Source organism: Neobacillus sp. NPDC093182, from assembly GCF_044754045.1.
Window position 1 is genome coordinate 61454 of sequence record NZ_JBIVOI010000009.1, and the last position, 15934, is coordinate 77387.

Below are 15934 nucleotides of genomic sequence, written 5' to 3' on the forward strand. Positions count from 1 at the left end.
GTTTGTTGTTTGAATTTAAATGTAAAATATTCCATTTTTTATAACTGTTCTGCATTCATACTTGATTCGATAAAGCAATTAATTAATTAATTAATAAAAATGGTTACAGTAACAATGGAAAAGGAAATTAAAGGAGAGTTATCTTATAGGAGTTGTAAAAAGTCAGATATTTATAACATCGAAGAGAAAATCCATTGAAAAAATTAAAGAACAAGAAACATGTTTTATCACCTATCTCCTATCAAGTAACTGTATATGGATCTTAACTAAAAACAGGAAAGTTAAAAAAATATAAAAAGCTAAGAACTTATATTGTGTAACTTAGCTTTTTATAGCTTTCATTTTCTATACATTTAAATTTACAACATATTTATGAATATCTGTATTATAGTATCCGATCGAATATTCGATTAATTGTTCATTGATATCGTAAGAATAACGAGATCTTTGAAATAGTGGTTTCGATTCGATATTTAGCAAATTAGCAATTTTATCATTTGGAGTTTCTACACCAAATTCATCTTGAAACCGATTAAAGTAAACTCCCTTTTTATACAAGATTTCATATAAAGAATCTTTAAACATTTCAGGATCTAACGAAAGTGAAAATCGACCGGGTATATAGTGTGTAAAATGAATATAAGGTTCATCATTTAACGTATATAAACGCTCAATGCAATAGTACTCTCTTTCAAAAAAGTTGGATAAGATTGGATGGTCTGATACATCAACTTTAGAGATAGTTACGTTTCCCTTCTTTAAGGTATATCCTGTGGATAATAAATACTCAGAAAATCCCTGGCCCTTTGATAATTTCGAGATTGCTCGATTATCTAACACTTTCGTACCGATACCGCTATGTTTTTCCACGTATCCCTCAATTGCCAATTGTTCCACAGCTTTGCGTATCGTTATTTTACTTACACCAAACTCATTTTCTAAAACAGGTTCAGGTGGGATTAACGAATTTATTGGATATTCTCCTTTTATAATCCGTTCTTTTAATTCATTTTTTACTTGAATATAAAATGGTTCCTTATTCCGTAACACTCTCATAAAGATCTACCTTTCCTATGTTTCTAATCTCAAATCAAACTATGGTTCAAATATCATCTAAAGAAGCAACTGGTAAGTCTATATATGTAATGCTTTTCCTTTATAGGAAGCCATGTATTTATTGTTCATCTAAGTGAACATTCTTTCTTATTGTACCAATAATTGTATAAATGTTGTATCTTTTTGAAATCCTTACCTTATCTATTATTTACCCAACTTAAAAGACCTCCATGATTTACATTGATCTTTCAATCTTTGGATTTAGGGTTTTCAGCTCGTTCGGTATTGCTGCCCTCATGTAAGTAAGATTTTGAATCCACGGAATATGGACAAACAGTATTTGAACCGATTTATTAATTTTGTCGTTTTTTCTTTCCTAGCTAAGGACGCTAATGTTTTACATGAATCACTAGATTAGGCCATTCAACAATAGGTATTACAATGGACACATACACGCACGTTTTACCAAATATGCAAAAAGAAGCTGCTCGACAATTTGAGCAGCTAATAAAATAATCATATTAATATTATAAACAATTATCCTTTGTGACCAAATTAGATACTTTTAAAATTTTCTACACTAAAATATTCCTCTTTATCTTCAAAAAAAGCTCAAAAATCCTTATATATCAAGGTTGGCAGGGCTGCTTGAGAATCGAACTCACCAGACCTGGCACGCAGGTCTCAAGCAGTTTTGAAGACTGGACGTCCTTTTTTGATTATCTTCCTGAACGCCTAGTACAGTTTAATCCTCACCAAATTAAGTTCAAATCAGTTTTATTAAGAAAGGTCACTAGTATTTTCTAAATTTAATCACTAGTATTAATGTCTAATCCACTTGTATTAAGTATACCTTATATCTTTAGATTTTCGTTTCATAAAATCTACAGTATCAAAGACTTCCCCCTTAATCTCATGAAATATCTCAAAACACATTAGGTAACCCGGAAATTTCTTATTAATCGAAAAGTACTTATGTTAGAATCACACAACAAGAAGTTTTGAAGTTAGAGGAAATGTGTTATTTTAGGTCATTTTTAAGTATCAAAGGTTCTCTCAGAAGGCAACAGTTTATCTGGTGGAAAAGTACCATCCGAAATTCCGTTTTCGATATACGGCTGAGTAGTGTTACTTTAGTATAATAGGGTAAAAGACTTCAAATACGGAAAAATAGCCCGATTTAATGGATAGGATACCACATAATCGGGCTTTTTCCTGAGTTTACAAGGCCTTTCGTATACTAAATTCCAGAGGTGAATAGTCTTTATCATTTATCTTCTTAAGTTTAATCTCTCCCCTAACGGAGTTGTCCGATTGCACATAAAACGAGGAATTCCTGAATGATTTTGAGAGGATGCATGATAGAGAAAAGGATGACAAAGGAAGACATCTCCTGCTTCTGCAGTCGTTTCTACTACTCTAAGGTTTGCCCCATCAACCTTAACGGTTTCATTCATAAAATAATCAATTCGGTTCGTATCCTTGATTAAAGAAGATGTCCCTTCTTGACCTGTAAGCATGCCCAAACCATTCATGAGCTCTATTCACCGCTTGGATTCCATCCTCGAGAGTGACACCATTTTGCTGCACAGCTAAGTATCGGGCTATCACTTTATGTGAGCCCTCTGCCACTAATGTCCCGCCACCCAGGGGACCAATATCCGAAAAAATACATAAACAAAGCAGACCTTGATCAGGACTATCTACGCGATGTTTAAAATGGATCCCATCCCAAATCCATCCATCACAGTTGGAACGTCCCATTCCAGATGGGAACCTTCTGAAAAATTAACAGGCCACCATCCCCAACGATTGGGTATGCAAGGGTCGATCCAGCGACCTGTTCCTACTAAATCCTCGATGTCATCGGAGAGTCTTTCACTATCGCACGCACGGAATTCCTTCGTATCGTAATTGTGACAATGTGAATATTGAAAGCCAACAGGTGCTTAAAAAATTAGATACAGAAGAACAATTTTATAAGGCCGTTATGGACAGAGGGAAGCTTTCCCCGACAGGGTTTGAAGGTGGGTTAGCCATTCCCCATGGCAAATCCTCAACTGTCAAAGAAGCGACTTTTGCGGTCGTGACTTTAAAATCACCTTTGAAGACCTGGGAAATCTAAACTCCCTTTTTACTTTCCTCTTGAGGCACTGTTTTGGCTAAGCAACGTATAAAGTCTTACATCAGAATGATAATAAGACAGAGTTATAAAACTATGTCTTAAGGAGGTATAGAATGGAATATTCGTTTATACGTAGTTCTGTTGTAGAGGCACATGCTTTAGAGGCGCTAAATAACAGAGGTGTGAAAATTAATGATATTGCTAAGCTTACCATGTTTTTGCAAAAGCCGTATATTCCAGATCTTACAATGGAGATGTGTATTGAAAGTATTGAACATGTACTCAAAAAAAGAGAAGTTCAAAATGCATTGCTAACAGGAATTGAGCTTGATATGCTGACTGAAAAGGAAGGATTGTCATTTCCATTGCAGCAAATGCTCAAAACTGATGAAAGCCTGTATGGAGTAGATGAAACGTTAGCATTATCGATTTTGAATTTGTACGGAAGCATCGGCTTTACGAATTACGGCTACATAGATAAGCTTAAAGAAGGAGTACTAAGTCTTTTGAATGATAAATCGACTGGAAAGGTAAATTGTTTTTTGGACGATTTAGTAGGGGCTATTGCAGCGGCAGCATCGAGTCGCTTGGCTCATCGCTACCGAGCAAGACTTGAGAGAACTGAGAAAAATCAATAAATATAGCACTAACGAATGAGCCTCCTGCTAGGAAATGTCGGAGGCTAATTATACGTTGAATATAATTATGTACTAAACGATCAAGGAGGCTCGATACTACTTCGTAAATGGTATTTTAATATTATTTCCAACTTCAAAAATGCAGTCTTGGCAATCCTCTAACGGAGCAAAAATCATAATATATTCATCCTCTGCTCCCTCTACTTTACCTTTACTAACTCCAACATGATTTTCAATTTCTTGGCATAATGTTTCAAGGAATACACTTTAAATGAAAGCGTCATGATTTTATCCTGAAATATTCCCGTTTCTCTATGAGATTCATTTTGACGATGAATTAATTCAGCTGATATATCCTTCATTAAGTCTCGAAATTTAGCCTCTCTAGAAATAGAAAATACGGGAAGGGAAAGTTTATCTGCTTCTTGAAGTACTGTTGGATGGATCGTTTCAATATACCGATTTACTTTAATCCCTAAGGCGCCAATTCCTTTCGTTGTTAACTGTCTAATAATCTTGACTTGAACATCCAGATCATCTTTTATAGAAAAAAATGTGCTAAGAACAAATTCACCCCCGCTAACCCAATTGGGGAAATCTGGAGCTTCCATATCTGTGATATTGCTAATTTGATTGTTAAGCCCTTTTTCTCCTGCTACAAGATTAGCAACATTTGAAAAATACTCCAATTTTTTAAATTCCCGGACAAGTAACAAGATTAAATCCCCCCCCAATGTTAGACCTCTTATCACTATTCTATTCGTTGGTTAACTATATTTTGGATTTATGGTGAAGAGCAGATTTTTCCATAAAAATAAAAACCGTTTCTTCTCTGTCTAACTTTCCTTTTTTATATCCCCTATACCCTAATTTTTCATAAAAGGAAATATTTTTTGTACTTTGACTTCCCGTGAACAATTCAAATCGAACGTCAATAAACATACTTTCTATTTTTCTCATCAATTCCTTGCCAATGCCTCTATTTTGAAATTCTGGATGGACCATTAATTTACTAATATGGCAGGTTCCATCTCTTTCATATCCCCTTACAGAGCCAATAATATTGCCATCATGCATATATATTAAAATTAAATTATTTTCAAACTCTTTTTCTAACTCAGCCAATGTTTGTGTCAAAGGTTGGATCGAATAATCGCCAGCTAATTCTGCTTGACTAACATAGGCCAATTTTTGCAAAGAAAGAATTTCCGCTGAATCTTCCACTTTTGCTGTTACAATATTATTCATACCTTTTCACCTATCCTTATAATAGAATTGCATTAAGATAATATTCTTTTCTTGATCTTATAACCTTTAATATACTTAAAAATATTGATTTTAACTTTTCTAAAAAAGATAAAAAACCTGCTCCCTATAACAGGAACAGGGCAGATTGGATACAAAGGGCACCACTTTTTAGAGATACATAATCCTCCTTCTCACATCGTATTCAGTGAATTCAACCTAGTTTCGCAACCCCGTAAATTAAATAACCTCACACAGTAATAGCGGTGAAAGCAGTGCAGTACTAAAAAATCTAGTAATAAAATGAGCACATTGCAATAGATATCGGGATATAATAGATTTTCAGTTTTCCGTCGAAGATGTCACTGACTATACTAAAAACTTGGTATATTTAGGAATACAAATAAAGTTTTTAGAAAATTCAAGCAACCTCTTATTATTCTCAACTATTTAGATTAATACCAACACTTTTATCAATCTTACCTAGTAAAAAAATATGGGAACCAATTCCCAGAACCATTGCAATCACACCTGTTAGAATTAAGGAAGATTGAAAACTACCGCTCCAAGCATATAGGATTCCAGTGAGAGCAGGTGCAAACGCGCCACCGATGTTTCCTCCAAAATTCTGGAGTGACGATACCGATGAAACGACACGTCGTGAGGCAATATCCATTGGAAGTGCATTAATATTTGGTGATGTTATACCAAGTGCTCCCATTGAAAGTATAAGAAACAAGACTGTTAGATTAGCAGATGGTGAGTATGCAGAGATGATAATAAAAATTGTCGATAAAGCAAATCCACAACCTATGAAGGTCTTTCTTACGAACGATAAATTACCTCCATTCCTAATCCACCAATCTGCTGCCCAACCGGAAGAAATCCCCATAACAACCGCCAATAGAAAAGGAACCATAGAAAGAAATCCTGTTTTTAAGAAACCCATCTTTAGTTCAAGAACTAGATAGCTTGGTACCCAAGTGATGAACACAAAGTAAACATAAAGATATCCAGCTTGTCCTAATATCAATGCCCAAACTGATCGATTCTTTAGTAAGGAAAACCAGCTAATTGGGGTTTGTTTTTCTTCCTCTTCAGGTACCTCTGGAGGAATAACTTCCTTGTTTTTTCGGTAAAATGGAAGCCACAGAATTAACCATAAAAAGCTAATAGCACCTGTAATATAGAAAACTGCTTGCCAGCCGAAAGCAACCAAAATCATTGATGCCAAAGGAGCCCCTAGTGTTACCCCAACTTTTGTACCAGAAAAATATAATCCGACTACTTTTCCACGATCTTCTTTTTTGAAAACTTCAGAAATTATTTTTGATGCGGATGGAATAAGTGTTGCTTCTCCTGCTCCCAATAATCCACGCATAACTCCTAAGAAAGGAATACTACTAGTAAGCCCTGTTAAAATCGTTGCTGTAGACCATAAACCTACTCCCACCGGTAACATTCTACTTGAATGGAATCGATCAATAAGAGGTCCTGTGAATAGATAGAAAAAAGCCAATGACCAATTAAATATTGAGAGAAGTATCCCTCCAGTTGAAGGATTTAAATTGTATTCTTTTATTAGAACTGGCATTACAATGGAGAAATTAATTCTATCCAAATAGGCAATTACCATTGCTAAAAAAAGTGAGATTACAATAAACCATTGATACCGACTCCAAATTGTTTGAATCGCTAACTCTTCCTGCGTGTTGGAAGATAGTTTCACCGAACTTTTCATATATTTATATCCTCCTTTATTATTAGAGTAGGTTTATATAGACCAAGAGTAAATCCCGACTTTATACAACCAATTCATTTAATTGATCAAATGATAAGAGAGCCCTTGCAATTGCTTCTATGCCTAAAGCAACATCGTTATAAGAAGTCCATTCCTCTGGGCAATGACTCCTTCCATCTTTGCTCGGAACAAAAATCATTCCAATTGGAGTAATTTTCGCTAATTGGTTTGCATCGTGTCCTGCACCACTCGGCATTAAAATGGTACTGCCTGTTTCTTTACAAGCCGCTTCAAGAACGTTTTGGATTTCGGGAGCAACAAGGATGGGTTCTGATTTAGACAGGCAGTCAAAATGAACGGTTAATCCCCTATAATCAGCAATATTAGTAGACTTTTTCTTAAATTCTTTTATAATTTGTTCTAGAATAGCAGTATCTAACGATCGTACTTCTAAATCAAAAATGACTTTCCCAGGGATGACATTGGATGCGTTCGGTTCTACATTAAGCTTCCCCACCGTTCCAACAATTGGTTCCCTATATTCTTTCTGACATAAGGACTCCAGTTCCAGTGCGATTTGGGCTGCCCCAGTGAATGCATCAAAGCGCATATTCATAGGAGTTGTTCCAGCATGGTTGGGCTTCCCATCAACAATAACGCGGTAGCGATGAATACCAACAATCCCCGTTACTACACCTAACTTATTCTTTGTTTGTTCTAAAACTGGACCTTGCTCTATATGCATCTCCAAGTATAAAGCAACATCACCTCGCCTTCTTGCATAGCTATTAATCTCGTCGGGTTTGCCACCTGCCATCAGGATTCCTTCTCTTAATGCTAATCCCGAAGGGTCCCTTCTTATTAGCATCTCTTCGGATAAATTATCTACCATGCCCCGGCTGCCGATTGTTGAAATTCCAAATTCGCTCGGTTCTTCAGCCGTAAAATCCACAATTTCAAGAGAATGTCTTAGGGTTATACCCAATTCCTTCAGCATTCTAGCAATCTCTAATCCTCCAATTACTCCTATGATCCCGTCGAATCTACCTCCTCCGGTAACAGTATCCGTATGAGAGCCAATTATAATTGGAGGAAGTTGAGGATTGGTTCCTTGAATTCTTCCAATTAGATTTGATGCTGAGTCGACTTCCACTTCCATTCCAATGGCAAGCATTTGATTTTTCAGCCACTCCCTTCCTTGGAAATACCAAGGAGTAAATGGCCTTCTAGTCCACCCCGGTTTTTCCGGATCTACGAATGTTGCAAGTTTCTCAATATCCGCCTGAATTCTTTCAATGTTCGGTGTTATTGTATACGTCTTCATACTAAATACTCCTCTCAATGTTTTTAATCCTAGACCAATAAATTTTCACATTTTGACTCAAGAACTCTATGTTTAGCCGGAACAAATTTCCCTTCTCCCGGTTGACCAACTACCATTCCGTTATAAACCACGTTTCCGCGAACCAGTGTATGTGTTATACGACCCTGCATTTTCATTCCATGATACGGGCTCCACCTTGCACTAGAATGCAGATTTTTTTCATCTATAATCCAATTGGCTTTAGGATCGATAATGACGAAATCGGCATCCTTACCTTTTTCGATAGTTCCCTTACAATAGTCTAAACCAAATATCGAAGCTGGCTTTTCACTTAACAGCTTGGCTAGTTGCAGGATCGTAATTCTACCTTTTGCAACACCTTCGCTGTATAAGTAAGGTAATAAGGTTTCAACACCAGGAGTGCCAGAAGCATTATCAAAAATGTTAGGATGAGTTTTTCTTTCAATTAACCAGGGGGCATGGTCAGATGTAACGATATCAATCATACCTAGCGACATTTGTTTCCACAACTCTTCCCTATCATTTCGAGAACGCAAAGGAGGATTAATTTTCCCTTTCGCTTTAAGTGAAAGCATATCATTCTCATCAAAAGCTAGATAATGGGTACAGGTTTCAGCAGTTACTCGTGTTCCTTTAGACCGATAATAATTTACCAATTCAAAAATGTGAGGGAAAGTACAATGATAAATGTGCAGTTTTACTCCAGACCAATGGGCCATTTCCATTACTTTCAAGGCAGCTGTTGATTCACTAATTTTTGGTCTGCTCCAGCAGTGGGACCTCGGATCATCACCTTCTTCCCGATATTTTTCAATAAACTTTTGAACAATTTCATCTGTTTCAGCATGAACACCGACTGGACATCCTGTTTCAGCGAATTTATGAAAAGCTTCGTATAGCTCCCCATCATCAATCCGTGGGAAGCGGAATGAATCTGTGTTAAACATAGAAACCTTAAATCCGCATGCACCCGCTTTTGCCATTAAAGGTATCTGATCTAACCCTTTTTTCTTTTGAATAGTAGCCAGCATTGCCATATCAACTATGGTTTCTTTGTCTAGCCGCTCTTTTTTTTGTAAAAATAATTCTTCCGTACAAACCATACCGGTTGCATCATAAGGCATTTCAATAATCGTCGTGACTCCGCCTGCTGCTGCAGATCGACTTGCTGTCGTAAACCCCTCATCTAAAGAGCTATAACAATGAACATGGGCATCAATCGCACCTGGAAGCACATAGTGACCGTGGGCATCAATATTTTCTTTCCCTCTCACTTTGATATCTTCCTTAAAAATACCCACTATTTTGCCGTCTTTAACTGCTAGGCTGGCATCATACAAAACCTCAGTTGGTAGTACAACATTCCCTTTAATCACTACATCATAATTGTTTTGCTCGTTCTGCATATTCAGGCTCCTTTGTTTTTAGATTATTCCGATATTTTTAATAACAATGGGCCTAATAACGATAAGGCCACTGAACCTATCAAGCAAATCATTAAAGACTTTCCACCATATTTTTTCATAGATTTAATATCTACGCCTAGACCTAAACCTGCCATTGCCATTGAAAGCAAAAATACACTGAGAACCATTGTCCATTGGATTATCCCTTGTGAAACCAGCCCTAAAGTATTAATCACGCTCATCAACAAAAACCCAATTATAAACCATGGAATGGGTAATCTACTCCAACCGCTATTATTTTCCTTTTTTTCTTTATTACCATAAATATATCCAAGGGTGAGAGCTACTGGGACAAGCATGGCCACTCTTCCAAGTTTTACTATTATTCCAATTTCGCTGCTCTCTTCACCGCCAACCTGTGCAGCTGCAAGGACATGGGCTAATTCGTGTAACGTTGAGCCAGACCATAAACCGTAAAAATATGAATCTATGGGAAGAATAGGATATAACATGGTGTAGATAATTGTACCAACTGTTCCCATAATGGCTATTGTGGCGACAGCAATTGCTGTATGCTCTTTTTTCGATTGAATTAACGGAGCAACTGCTAAAATTGCCGCAGCTCCACAAACTGCGGTACCGACTGCAGTCAGGACTGATATATGTGATTCCATCTTGAACCATTTTCCCAATAGAGTTATAACAACTATCGTAAATGTAATTAGAATGGCATTAATCAGGAGTACTTTCCACCCGATTGCTGCTATATCCGAGAGATTTAACCGTAATCCCATTATTATAATTCCAAATCGGAGTAAAAATTTGCTTGAAAATGTGATACCAATGTCTGCATCTTGTGGTATCCCCATGATTCCTCTCCAAGTTATTCCTAATAGGATAGAGATAACCATGGCACCCAGTATAGAAAAATAGGGTATTTGTACCAAACTCCTGGCTAAAATTGCTAAAATAAGAGTTAAACAGATCCCTCGTAGATATCCCCGTTTTAAGGAAGACTCCATCTCAAGCTGCAGTGGAAGAGAATTCATTATTTTAGAAGAGTTCATTGCTTTTTTCGCTAAACCCATTTTACTATTCCTTCCTAATAGAAATAAGATTGCTTATCCCTAAACTTTGAGCGTATACGACTGCTCCAATCCCTTCCACCTATCAAAAAGATGAGCATCCACTCCAAATTGATCGAGTGCTTTACCAACAGTATGGTTAACAATATCATCAACTGATTTCGGTAAGTGATAGAAAGAAGGCACAGGAGGAAGGATCACCCCGCCCATTTGAGTGATTAAAGTCATATGATTCAAATGACTAAGATTTAATGGCGTTTCCCTGACTAGAAGAACAAGCTTTCTTCTTTCCTTTAGCTGGACATCTGCTGCTCGAGTGATAAGTTCGTCATTATAACTGTTAGCAATCGCTGATAAAGTTTTAATGGAACATGGAGCGACGATCATTCCATCTACTTTAAAAGAACCACTTGAAATGGCAGCACCAATATCTTTTTGATCGTAAGAATGGGTAACTAAATCAAGAATATCTTTTATCTGATAAGGGGTCTCATGTTGGATAGTTTGCTTCGCTGCATCGCTGATCACTACATGGCTTTCTATACCTAAATGTCTCAGTATCTCTAAAGTTCTTATTCCGTAAATTGCACCGCTCGCACCTGATATGCCGACCACTATTTTCATCAAATTTCCTCCCCTGCTTTTCGCTGTGAATTATTAAAATAGATTGCGAATCTCAAGAATTCCTTCCTGAGATTCACTAAGTTAATAGTTATTATTAATCAAGCCTTCGACTGCAAATACTCGACATGGAGCCCCTTCAGTTCCTTTAAGTTTGATTGGAGCACATGCAAGAAATACTCTTTCTTCTTTAATTTCACCCAAATTGGTGCACCACTCAATTAAACAAACATTATTCCCTAAGAAAGTAAGATGATTAGGACTCCAATTTGGTGTTCCCCATTCGCGTCCAGCTGGTGGGTGCAGTGGAGAATCACAGGTCATGAAATCCTGAACTAACGACTTAATTCCTCGTTCCATCAGCCATTCCGCCGCATCCGTCGATAAATAGATCATTTGATCCCAGAATTCAAAAGTGCCAAACATCTTATCTGTCCACCCGGTTCGGATGATCACAATATCACCCTTTTTCATTTGCACTCCGGTAGCTTCAAGGTCAGCGGCAGTTACTATTTCCCCGGCTTTTTTGTGCATCATATCAAATACAACAGCTTCTCCAACTAACCAGTCTAGAGGAACTTCATCGTTATTTAATCCTCCGATAATATAATGAGATGGTGCATCATAATGAGTAAAATGTTGGGTTGACAACAATACGTCATGCGAAGATACTTTATTTTCTTCTACAGAAGCAACTTTTGTAATTTGGTTCACTGATTCCGGCTTACCATAAACTTTGCTTCTAGGAAAACCAGGATATTTGGTTTCTGGATCAATGGTTAATGTTAGATCGATAATTCTCATAAAAAAGTATCCTCCATTTTTATATTTTTATAATAAATCCTTATTGCGCTGTATAACCGCCATCCACGATAAGATTACTTCCTACCACAAAGGATGCATCATCACTAGCCAAGAACAATACAGCCTTTGCGATTTCTATCGGGTCTGCTAATCTACCAATCGGATGATTTTTTATAAGCCCATCAATGAAAACTTGAGGTTTAGAAGTAATGATTGGAGATAAGGTATAGCCAGGGCACACTGAATTGACTCGAATCCCTTTTGAAGCGTAGTTAACACCCAATGTCCTTGTTAAATTGGCGACACCACCCTTGGCCGCTGCATTAGCCATTACAGATGCCTGACCAACAAAACTTAGTACGGACCCATTATTAATAATTGACCCACCTCCTGTTTCAAGCATCTTTTCTATTGCATATTTATTGCTTAAGAAAACGGAATTCATGTTTACATTAATTACTCTTTGCCAGTCTTGATAACTCATTTGCTCAATCATCGTTGCTTCGCCGATCCCTGCATTTGCGAACAAGATATCTAGTTTTCCGTATTGTTTTACGGTTTCGTCCACTAAGTGCTTAATATCCTCTTCATTGGTCACATCTGTTCGAATAAAAGTGCATTGAGTTTCTGGAGTCGATAACTCTTTAGCCAATTCGGCACCATTATCATCCACATCACCGATTACTACGTGTGACCCTTCTTCAATGAAAAGTTCTACGGTAGCTTTACCTATACCCTTTGTACCTCCAGTAATAATTGCAACCTTACCTTTCAACCTCATGGCCTATACCTCCTGTTTAATTATCATATTTTAATAGATTCCTAACGGAATTCTTATATTTTGGGAATAGTGTCTCAATATTTATCAAAAAAAATTTTAAGTTACCGCTTAGTGATTTGGTCAACATCTCTAACCGAATTAGGAGTACTTTCGAAAACGTTTCTAACTGCTTTAAGTAATTCACCACTAGCCACCAACTTCTTGGCGGTTTCAATATCGTCCTTAAGAATTCGATCTTCTTCAAGTTTTGGAATTGATTTTCGTAAACATTGGTATACCATTTCAGTTCCTTTTCCCAACTGTGGATGACCAAGGAGATCGACTGCTTGTGCAGCTACCATAAATTCAATCCCTATCATATACTCCAAATTATCAAGGATCCGTTCCGTCTTCTGAATGACAAACGGTGCCATAGTAGCTTGATCTTCCATGCTGTTGGCAACTGGCAGAGCATCGAGAGAACCCGGATTTGCAAGATGACGAATCTCAGCTGCTAAAACCGTATAAGTTTTTTGTAATGTGCTAAACCCATTAGATACCCCTTCCTGAACCGTTAAAAATTTTGTCAACTGGCTGAACTCAGGGGTCATAAGCCGCTGAATTCGGTTCTGTATTTGGTTGGCCAATGAAGAAAGTTGGATACCTAGAAAATCAAAACGCATGGCTATAGTTTGAATGTGAAAATGACCATGGGAAATGAATTTTTCTTCATCCTGTAATAAAAGTGGATTATCACTCATGCTATTCAATTCAATATCCAGCCCCTTCTCAACAAAATGGAAGACATCGCGGCAAGCCCCATGAACCTGTACTGCGCAGCGAAAACTTAACGGGTCTTGTACAGCTCGCTGCGTTCCCACTTCCCATAAGAAACTGCCTTGCAAATACTTCAGCAGATCAGTGGTCGATTCTATTTGACCTGGATGAGGTCGGTAGAAATTTGCTGTGCTATCGAGGGGCATGATGTTGCCCCTGAAACCTTCCAATGAAAGAGCATATGAGAGGTCAACTTGATCCAGCAAGGCGGCACAACGCTGTAATACAAGAGAGCCATGTCCAATCGTCAAAGAATTATGACTACAAAGGATCAACCCGTCTTTGGGACCTAATGTGATAGGCTTTAACCCTGCTAACTTCAAAGCTTGAGATGATGCTATCTGCTCCCCTTTATACATTACTTCTCCTTGCCCGATAAAGACCAAGCCCATTTCTGCCATGGGCCCCAGATCTGCCATTCCAACAGAACCCCTTGAAGGTGTCAAAGGATGAATTTCAAAATTTAGCAGATTGACGTACAACTCAAGAATCTCTGGCTGAACTCCACTCCCGCCTTTTGCCAAAGCATTTGCTCTCGATACCATTACTGCCCTAACTACTTCCTCAGGAAGATAGGGACCAATACCAATGCAATGGCTCAACAAAATCCTACTTTGAAAATGATTGATGTCATCGGATTGGATCTTCACTGTACGATTTGCCCCCACCCCTGTGGTCACTCCGTAAATAGGTATATCTAGCGTTGCAAGCTTCTCTACTAATCTACGATCCATGATCACACGTTCCATTGCCTTTTGATCAATTGCGACCTTGGTACGATTAAATGCCACCCTGTTCACTTCAGCCAAGGTCAGTGTTTCTCCGGTGAGTAACACCGGTTCATTTGATGTAGGAAAAGCTTCTGTTAACATTTTTATCCCCCACTTGTACCTTATAACGTCCCCACTCACTTTTCACTTTTTCCATTATCTCATGTGGAATCTCGGCTTTTGGTAATGCAGTAGGTTCACGTAATGCAATAATTCCTACCTTTGATACTGTTCCTTCCTTAACCAATGCATCTGCCCGGTCCGTTCGTACACCAGGTATTATCATGATATCCCGTTCGGCTCGCATTCTAGCAGCAATCGCCCATTCGACATCAACAGGATCATCCACTTTGATATCTTCATCAACAACCGTAACATGCTTGATCAAGTTACAATGAGCAAATGCAGCAAAAATCGCTTTTTGACCTTCACCCGGTCGAGGATCGGATAGTGAAGTAACCAAATGGCTGCGGCCCATTCCGCCTTCAGTAATATAAGCAGTTTTCACCCTTGGAACGGCTGCTCGGATATGGCGCAAAGTTGTTGTTTCAATCGCCATCGCTCCTATAATGAAATGCTCATGGTACCTGCCAGGCAAAATGATTTGAAAAATAGGATCTTTACGATGCGTGATTCCCTTCACCTGAAGAACGGGACTTTTCCCATAGTCTACATACATCCCGTGAAATTCCGATACAAACCCTTCTTCATGTAATTCTCCTGGTATGAATTCGGCTTCAATCACAAACTCGGCTCCGGCAGGAACTTCCACATCAACTGTTATACCGGGAGACAATTCTAGTGGCTCACCGAACATACCCCCGGCAATATAAAATTCATCAAATCCCAGATCCACATATGCATTGGCTGCAACCAAAACAGCCGGATGATTACCAATAGCAATAGAAACCTCTAAAGTTTTTCCCAATACAGTTGCCTTCTCCAACAGGCGATGGAGATGATGACTCGGAGACATGCCGATCATCAATCGATCCGGGCCAAGGATCAGTAATCGGTTCATGGATACATTTCGATTACCAGTTTCCGGGTCCTTTGCTACGACAATTGCGGACATGATATATGGGCCAGATTCCTTTTGAAAAAATGTCGTAACAGGGATCGTTTTCATCACATCGACATTCTCTGTAATAACGATTTCCCTACAAGGAGCATTTTTTATCAATTCGGGTTTGATTGGATTTGTTATTCCATGGTCAATAAACTGAAGTGATGCCTCTATAGTCGATTCAATTCCACATGTAAGGGCAAAATTCTCTCGATCAACCAAATTACCTACCACAGGAACAGAATAACCTTTTACTTTTTCAAAAATCACTGCTGATCTGTTGGGGCTTTGTGCCAACACCGCAGGTAGTTCAAATTTTGGGTCAACCTCTCCCCGTACTCTTGTAATTCTGGCTTCCCTTTCCAAAATATCCAGCGCAAATCTCATATCTTGTTTCTTTTTGGACATCTGCGGTTCCTCCTGCACACAAACTGA

15 protein-coding genes and 1 pseudogene are annotated in these 15934 nt (G+C 38.1%); 3 read left to right on the top strand and 13 right to left on the bottom strand.

The features are described 5' to 3' along the window. Positions 1-345: 345 nt before the first annotated feature. The gene (locus ACIQAA_RS17075; protein ID WP_402621690.1) at positions 346-1056 is read right to left on the bottom strand and encodes a GntR family transcriptional regulator; all 711 of its coding nucleotides are present in this window, start codon (positions 1054-1056) and stop codon (positions 346-348) included. Between the two features lie 411 nt (positions 1057-1467). Between ACIQAA_RS17075 and ACIQAA_RS17080 the strand changes: the two are divergent. After that, a pseudogene (locus ACIQAA_RS17080) lies at positions 1468-1572 on the top strand (site-specific integrase); the annotation flags it as partial. Between the two features lie 755 nt (positions 1573-2327). On the opposite strand, the gene ACIQAA_RS17085 reads toward ACIQAA_RS17080, so the two are convergent. Then, positions 2328-2591 carry a phytanoyl-CoA dioxygenase family protein gene (locus ACIQAA_RS17085; RefSeq protein ID WP_402621691.1) on the bottom strand — a complete coding sequence of 88 codons (264 nt, stop codon included), beginning with the start codon at positions 2589-2591 and terminating at the stop codon, positions 2328-2330. 410 nt (positions 2592-3001) lie between these two features. Here ACIQAA_RS17085 and ACIQAA_RS17090 point away from each other — a divergent pair, with 410 nt between their 5' ends. Then, entirely contained in the window at positions 3002-3181 is a 180-nt protein-coding gene (locus ACIQAA_RS17090) for a PTS sugar transporter subunit IIA (protein WP_402621693.1), read from the top strand. A 113-nt stretch (positions 3182-3294) separates the two neighbouring features. Further along, positions 3295-3819, top strand: coding sequence for a phosphatidylglycerophosphatase A family protein (locus ACIQAA_RS17095; RefSeq protein ID WP_402621695.1), 525 nt, complete (start codon positions 3295-3297; stop codon positions 3817-3819). A 200-nt stretch (positions 3820-4019) separates the two neighbouring features. Here ACIQAA_RS17095 and ACIQAA_RS17100 read toward each other — a convergent pair whose 3' ends face one another. The 11 genes from ACIQAA_RS17100 to ACIQAA_RS17150 all read right to left on the bottom strand — a co-directional run bounded on the left by ACIQAA_RS17100 (position 4020) and on the right by ACIQAA_RS17150 (position 15907). Continuing rightward, a complete protein-coding gene (locus ACIQAA_RS17100; protein ID WP_402621697.1) occupies positions 4020-4535 on the bottom strand; it encodes a PucR family transcriptional regulator ligand-binding domain-containing protein in 516 nt (171 codons plus the stop codon). A 55-nt stretch (positions 4536-4590) separates the two neighbouring features. Further along, positions 4591-5067, bottom strand: coding sequence for a GNAT family N-acetyltransferase (locus ACIQAA_RS17105; protein ID WP_402621699.1), 477 nt, complete (start codon positions 5065-5067; stop codon positions 4591-4593). A gap of 439 nt (positions 5068-5506) precedes the next feature. Then, positions 5507-6805 (bottom strand): MFS transporter, encoded by a 1299-nt coding sequence (locus tag ACIQAA_RS17110; RefSeq protein WP_402621700.1) that lies wholly within the window; start codon positions 6803-6805, stop codon positions 5507-5509. 61 nt (positions 6806-6866) lie between these two features. Beyond that, entirely contained in the window at positions 6867-8129 is a 1263-nt protein-coding gene (locus ACIQAA_RS17115) for a Zn-dependent hydrolase (protein WP_402621702.1), read from the bottom strand. Positions 8130-8158: 29 nt separating this feature from the next. Then, positions 8159-9556: a dihydroorotase gene (locus ACIQAA_RS17120; RefSeq protein WP_402621704.1), complete on the bottom strand. Its 1398-nt coding sequence runs from the start codon at positions 9554-9556 to the stop codon at positions 8159-8161. A 23-nt stretch (positions 9557-9579) separates the two neighbouring features. After that, positions 9580-10578: a YeiH family protein gene (locus tag ACIQAA_RS17125; RefSeq protein WP_402621989.1), complete on the bottom strand. Its 999-nt coding sequence runs from the start codon at positions 10576-10578 to the stop codon at positions 9580-9582. A gap of 105 nt (positions 10579-10683) precedes the next feature. Further along, positions 10684-11265, bottom strand: coding sequence for a UbiX family flavin prenyltransferase (locus ACIQAA_RS17130; RefSeq protein WP_402621706.1), 582 nt, complete (start codon positions 11263-11265; stop codon positions 10684-10686). 81 nt (positions 11266-11346) lie between these two features. Beyond that, entirely contained in the window at positions 11347-12066 is a 720-nt protein-coding gene (locus ACIQAA_RS17135; protein WP_402621708.1) for a cyclase family protein, read from the bottom strand. A gap of 40 nt (positions 12067-12106) precedes the next feature. After that, positions 12107-12847 (bottom strand): SDR family NAD(P)-dependent oxidoreductase, encoded by a 741-nt coding sequence (locus ACIQAA_RS17140; protein WP_402621710.1) that lies wholly within the window; start codon positions 12845-12847, stop codon positions 12107-12109. 101 nt (positions 12848-12948) lie between these two features. Continuing rightward, complete coding sequence (locus ACIQAA_RS17145; RefSeq protein WP_402621712.1) at positions 12949-14535, bottom strand: HAL/PAL/TAL family ammonia-lyase; 1587 nt, start codon at positions 14533-14535, stop codon at positions 12949-12951. Further along, on the bottom strand, positions 14504-15907 hold the full coding sequence (locus tag ACIQAA_RS17150; RefSeq protein WP_402621713.1) for a UbiD family decarboxylase: 1404 nt from the start codon (positions 15905-15907) through the stop codon (positions 14504-14506). The genes ACIQAA_RS17145 and ACIQAA_RS17150 overlap by 32 nt, the downstream gene beginning before the upstream one ends. Positions 15908-15934: the final 27 nt, after the last annotated feature.

Excerpts from the sequence above, each read along its gene's own strand:
- ACIQAA_RS17140 (WP_402621710.1), bottom strand. The coding sequence starts at position 12,847 with ATGAGGTTGAAAGGTAAGGTTGCAATTATTACTGGAGGTACAAAGGGT.
- ACIQAA_RS17150 (WP_402621713.1), bottom strand. The coding sequence starts at position 15,907 with ATGTCCAAAAAGAAACAAGATATGAGATTTGCGCTGGATATTTTGGAA.
- ACIQAA_RS17095 (WP_402621695.1), top strand. The coding sequence starts at position 3,295 with ATGGAATATTCGTTTATACGTAGTTCTGTTGTAGAGGCACATGCTTTA.
- ACIQAA_RS17110 (WP_402621700.1), bottom strand. The coding sequence starts at position 6,805 with ATGAAAAGTTCGGTGAAACTATCTTCCAACACGCAGGAAGAGTTAGCG.
- ACIQAA_RS17075 (WP_402621690.1), bottom strand. The coding sequence starts at position 1,056 with ATGAGAGTGTTACGGAATAAGGAACCATTTTATATTCAAGTAAAAAAT.
- ACIQAA_RS17105 (WP_402621699.1), bottom strand. The coding sequence starts at position 5,067 with ATGAATAATATTGTAACAGCAAAAGTGGAAGATTCAGCGGAAATTCTT.
- ACIQAA_RS17130 (WP_402621706.1), bottom strand. The coding sequence starts at position 11,265 with ATGAAAATAGTGGTCGGCATATCAGGTGCGAGCGGTGCAATTTACGGA.
- ACIQAA_RS17125 (WP_402621989.1), bottom strand. The coding sequence starts at position 10,578 with ATGGAGTCTTCCTTAAAACGGGGATATCTACGAGGGATCTGTTTAACT.
- ACIQAA_RS17145 (WP_402621712.1), bottom strand. The coding sequence starts at position 14,535 with ATGTTAACAGAAGCTTTTCCTACATCAAATGAACCGGTGTTACTCACC.
- ACIQAA_RS17115 (WP_402621702.1), bottom strand. The coding sequence starts at position 8,129 with ATGAAGACGTATACAATAACACCGAACATTGAAAGAATTCAGGCGGAT.
- ACIQAA_RS17120 (WP_402621704.1), bottom strand. The coding sequence starts at position 9,556 with ATGCAGAACGAGCAAAACAATTATGATGTAGTGATTAAAGGGAATGTT.
- ACIQAA_RS17085 (WP_402621691.1), bottom strand. The coding sequence starts at position 2,591 with ATGAATGGTTTGGGCATGCTTACAGGTCAAGAAGGGACATCTTCTTTA.
- ACIQAA_RS17135 (WP_402621708.1), bottom strand. The coding sequence starts at position 12,066 with ATGAGAATTATCGATCTAACATTAACCATTGATCCAGAAACCAAATAT.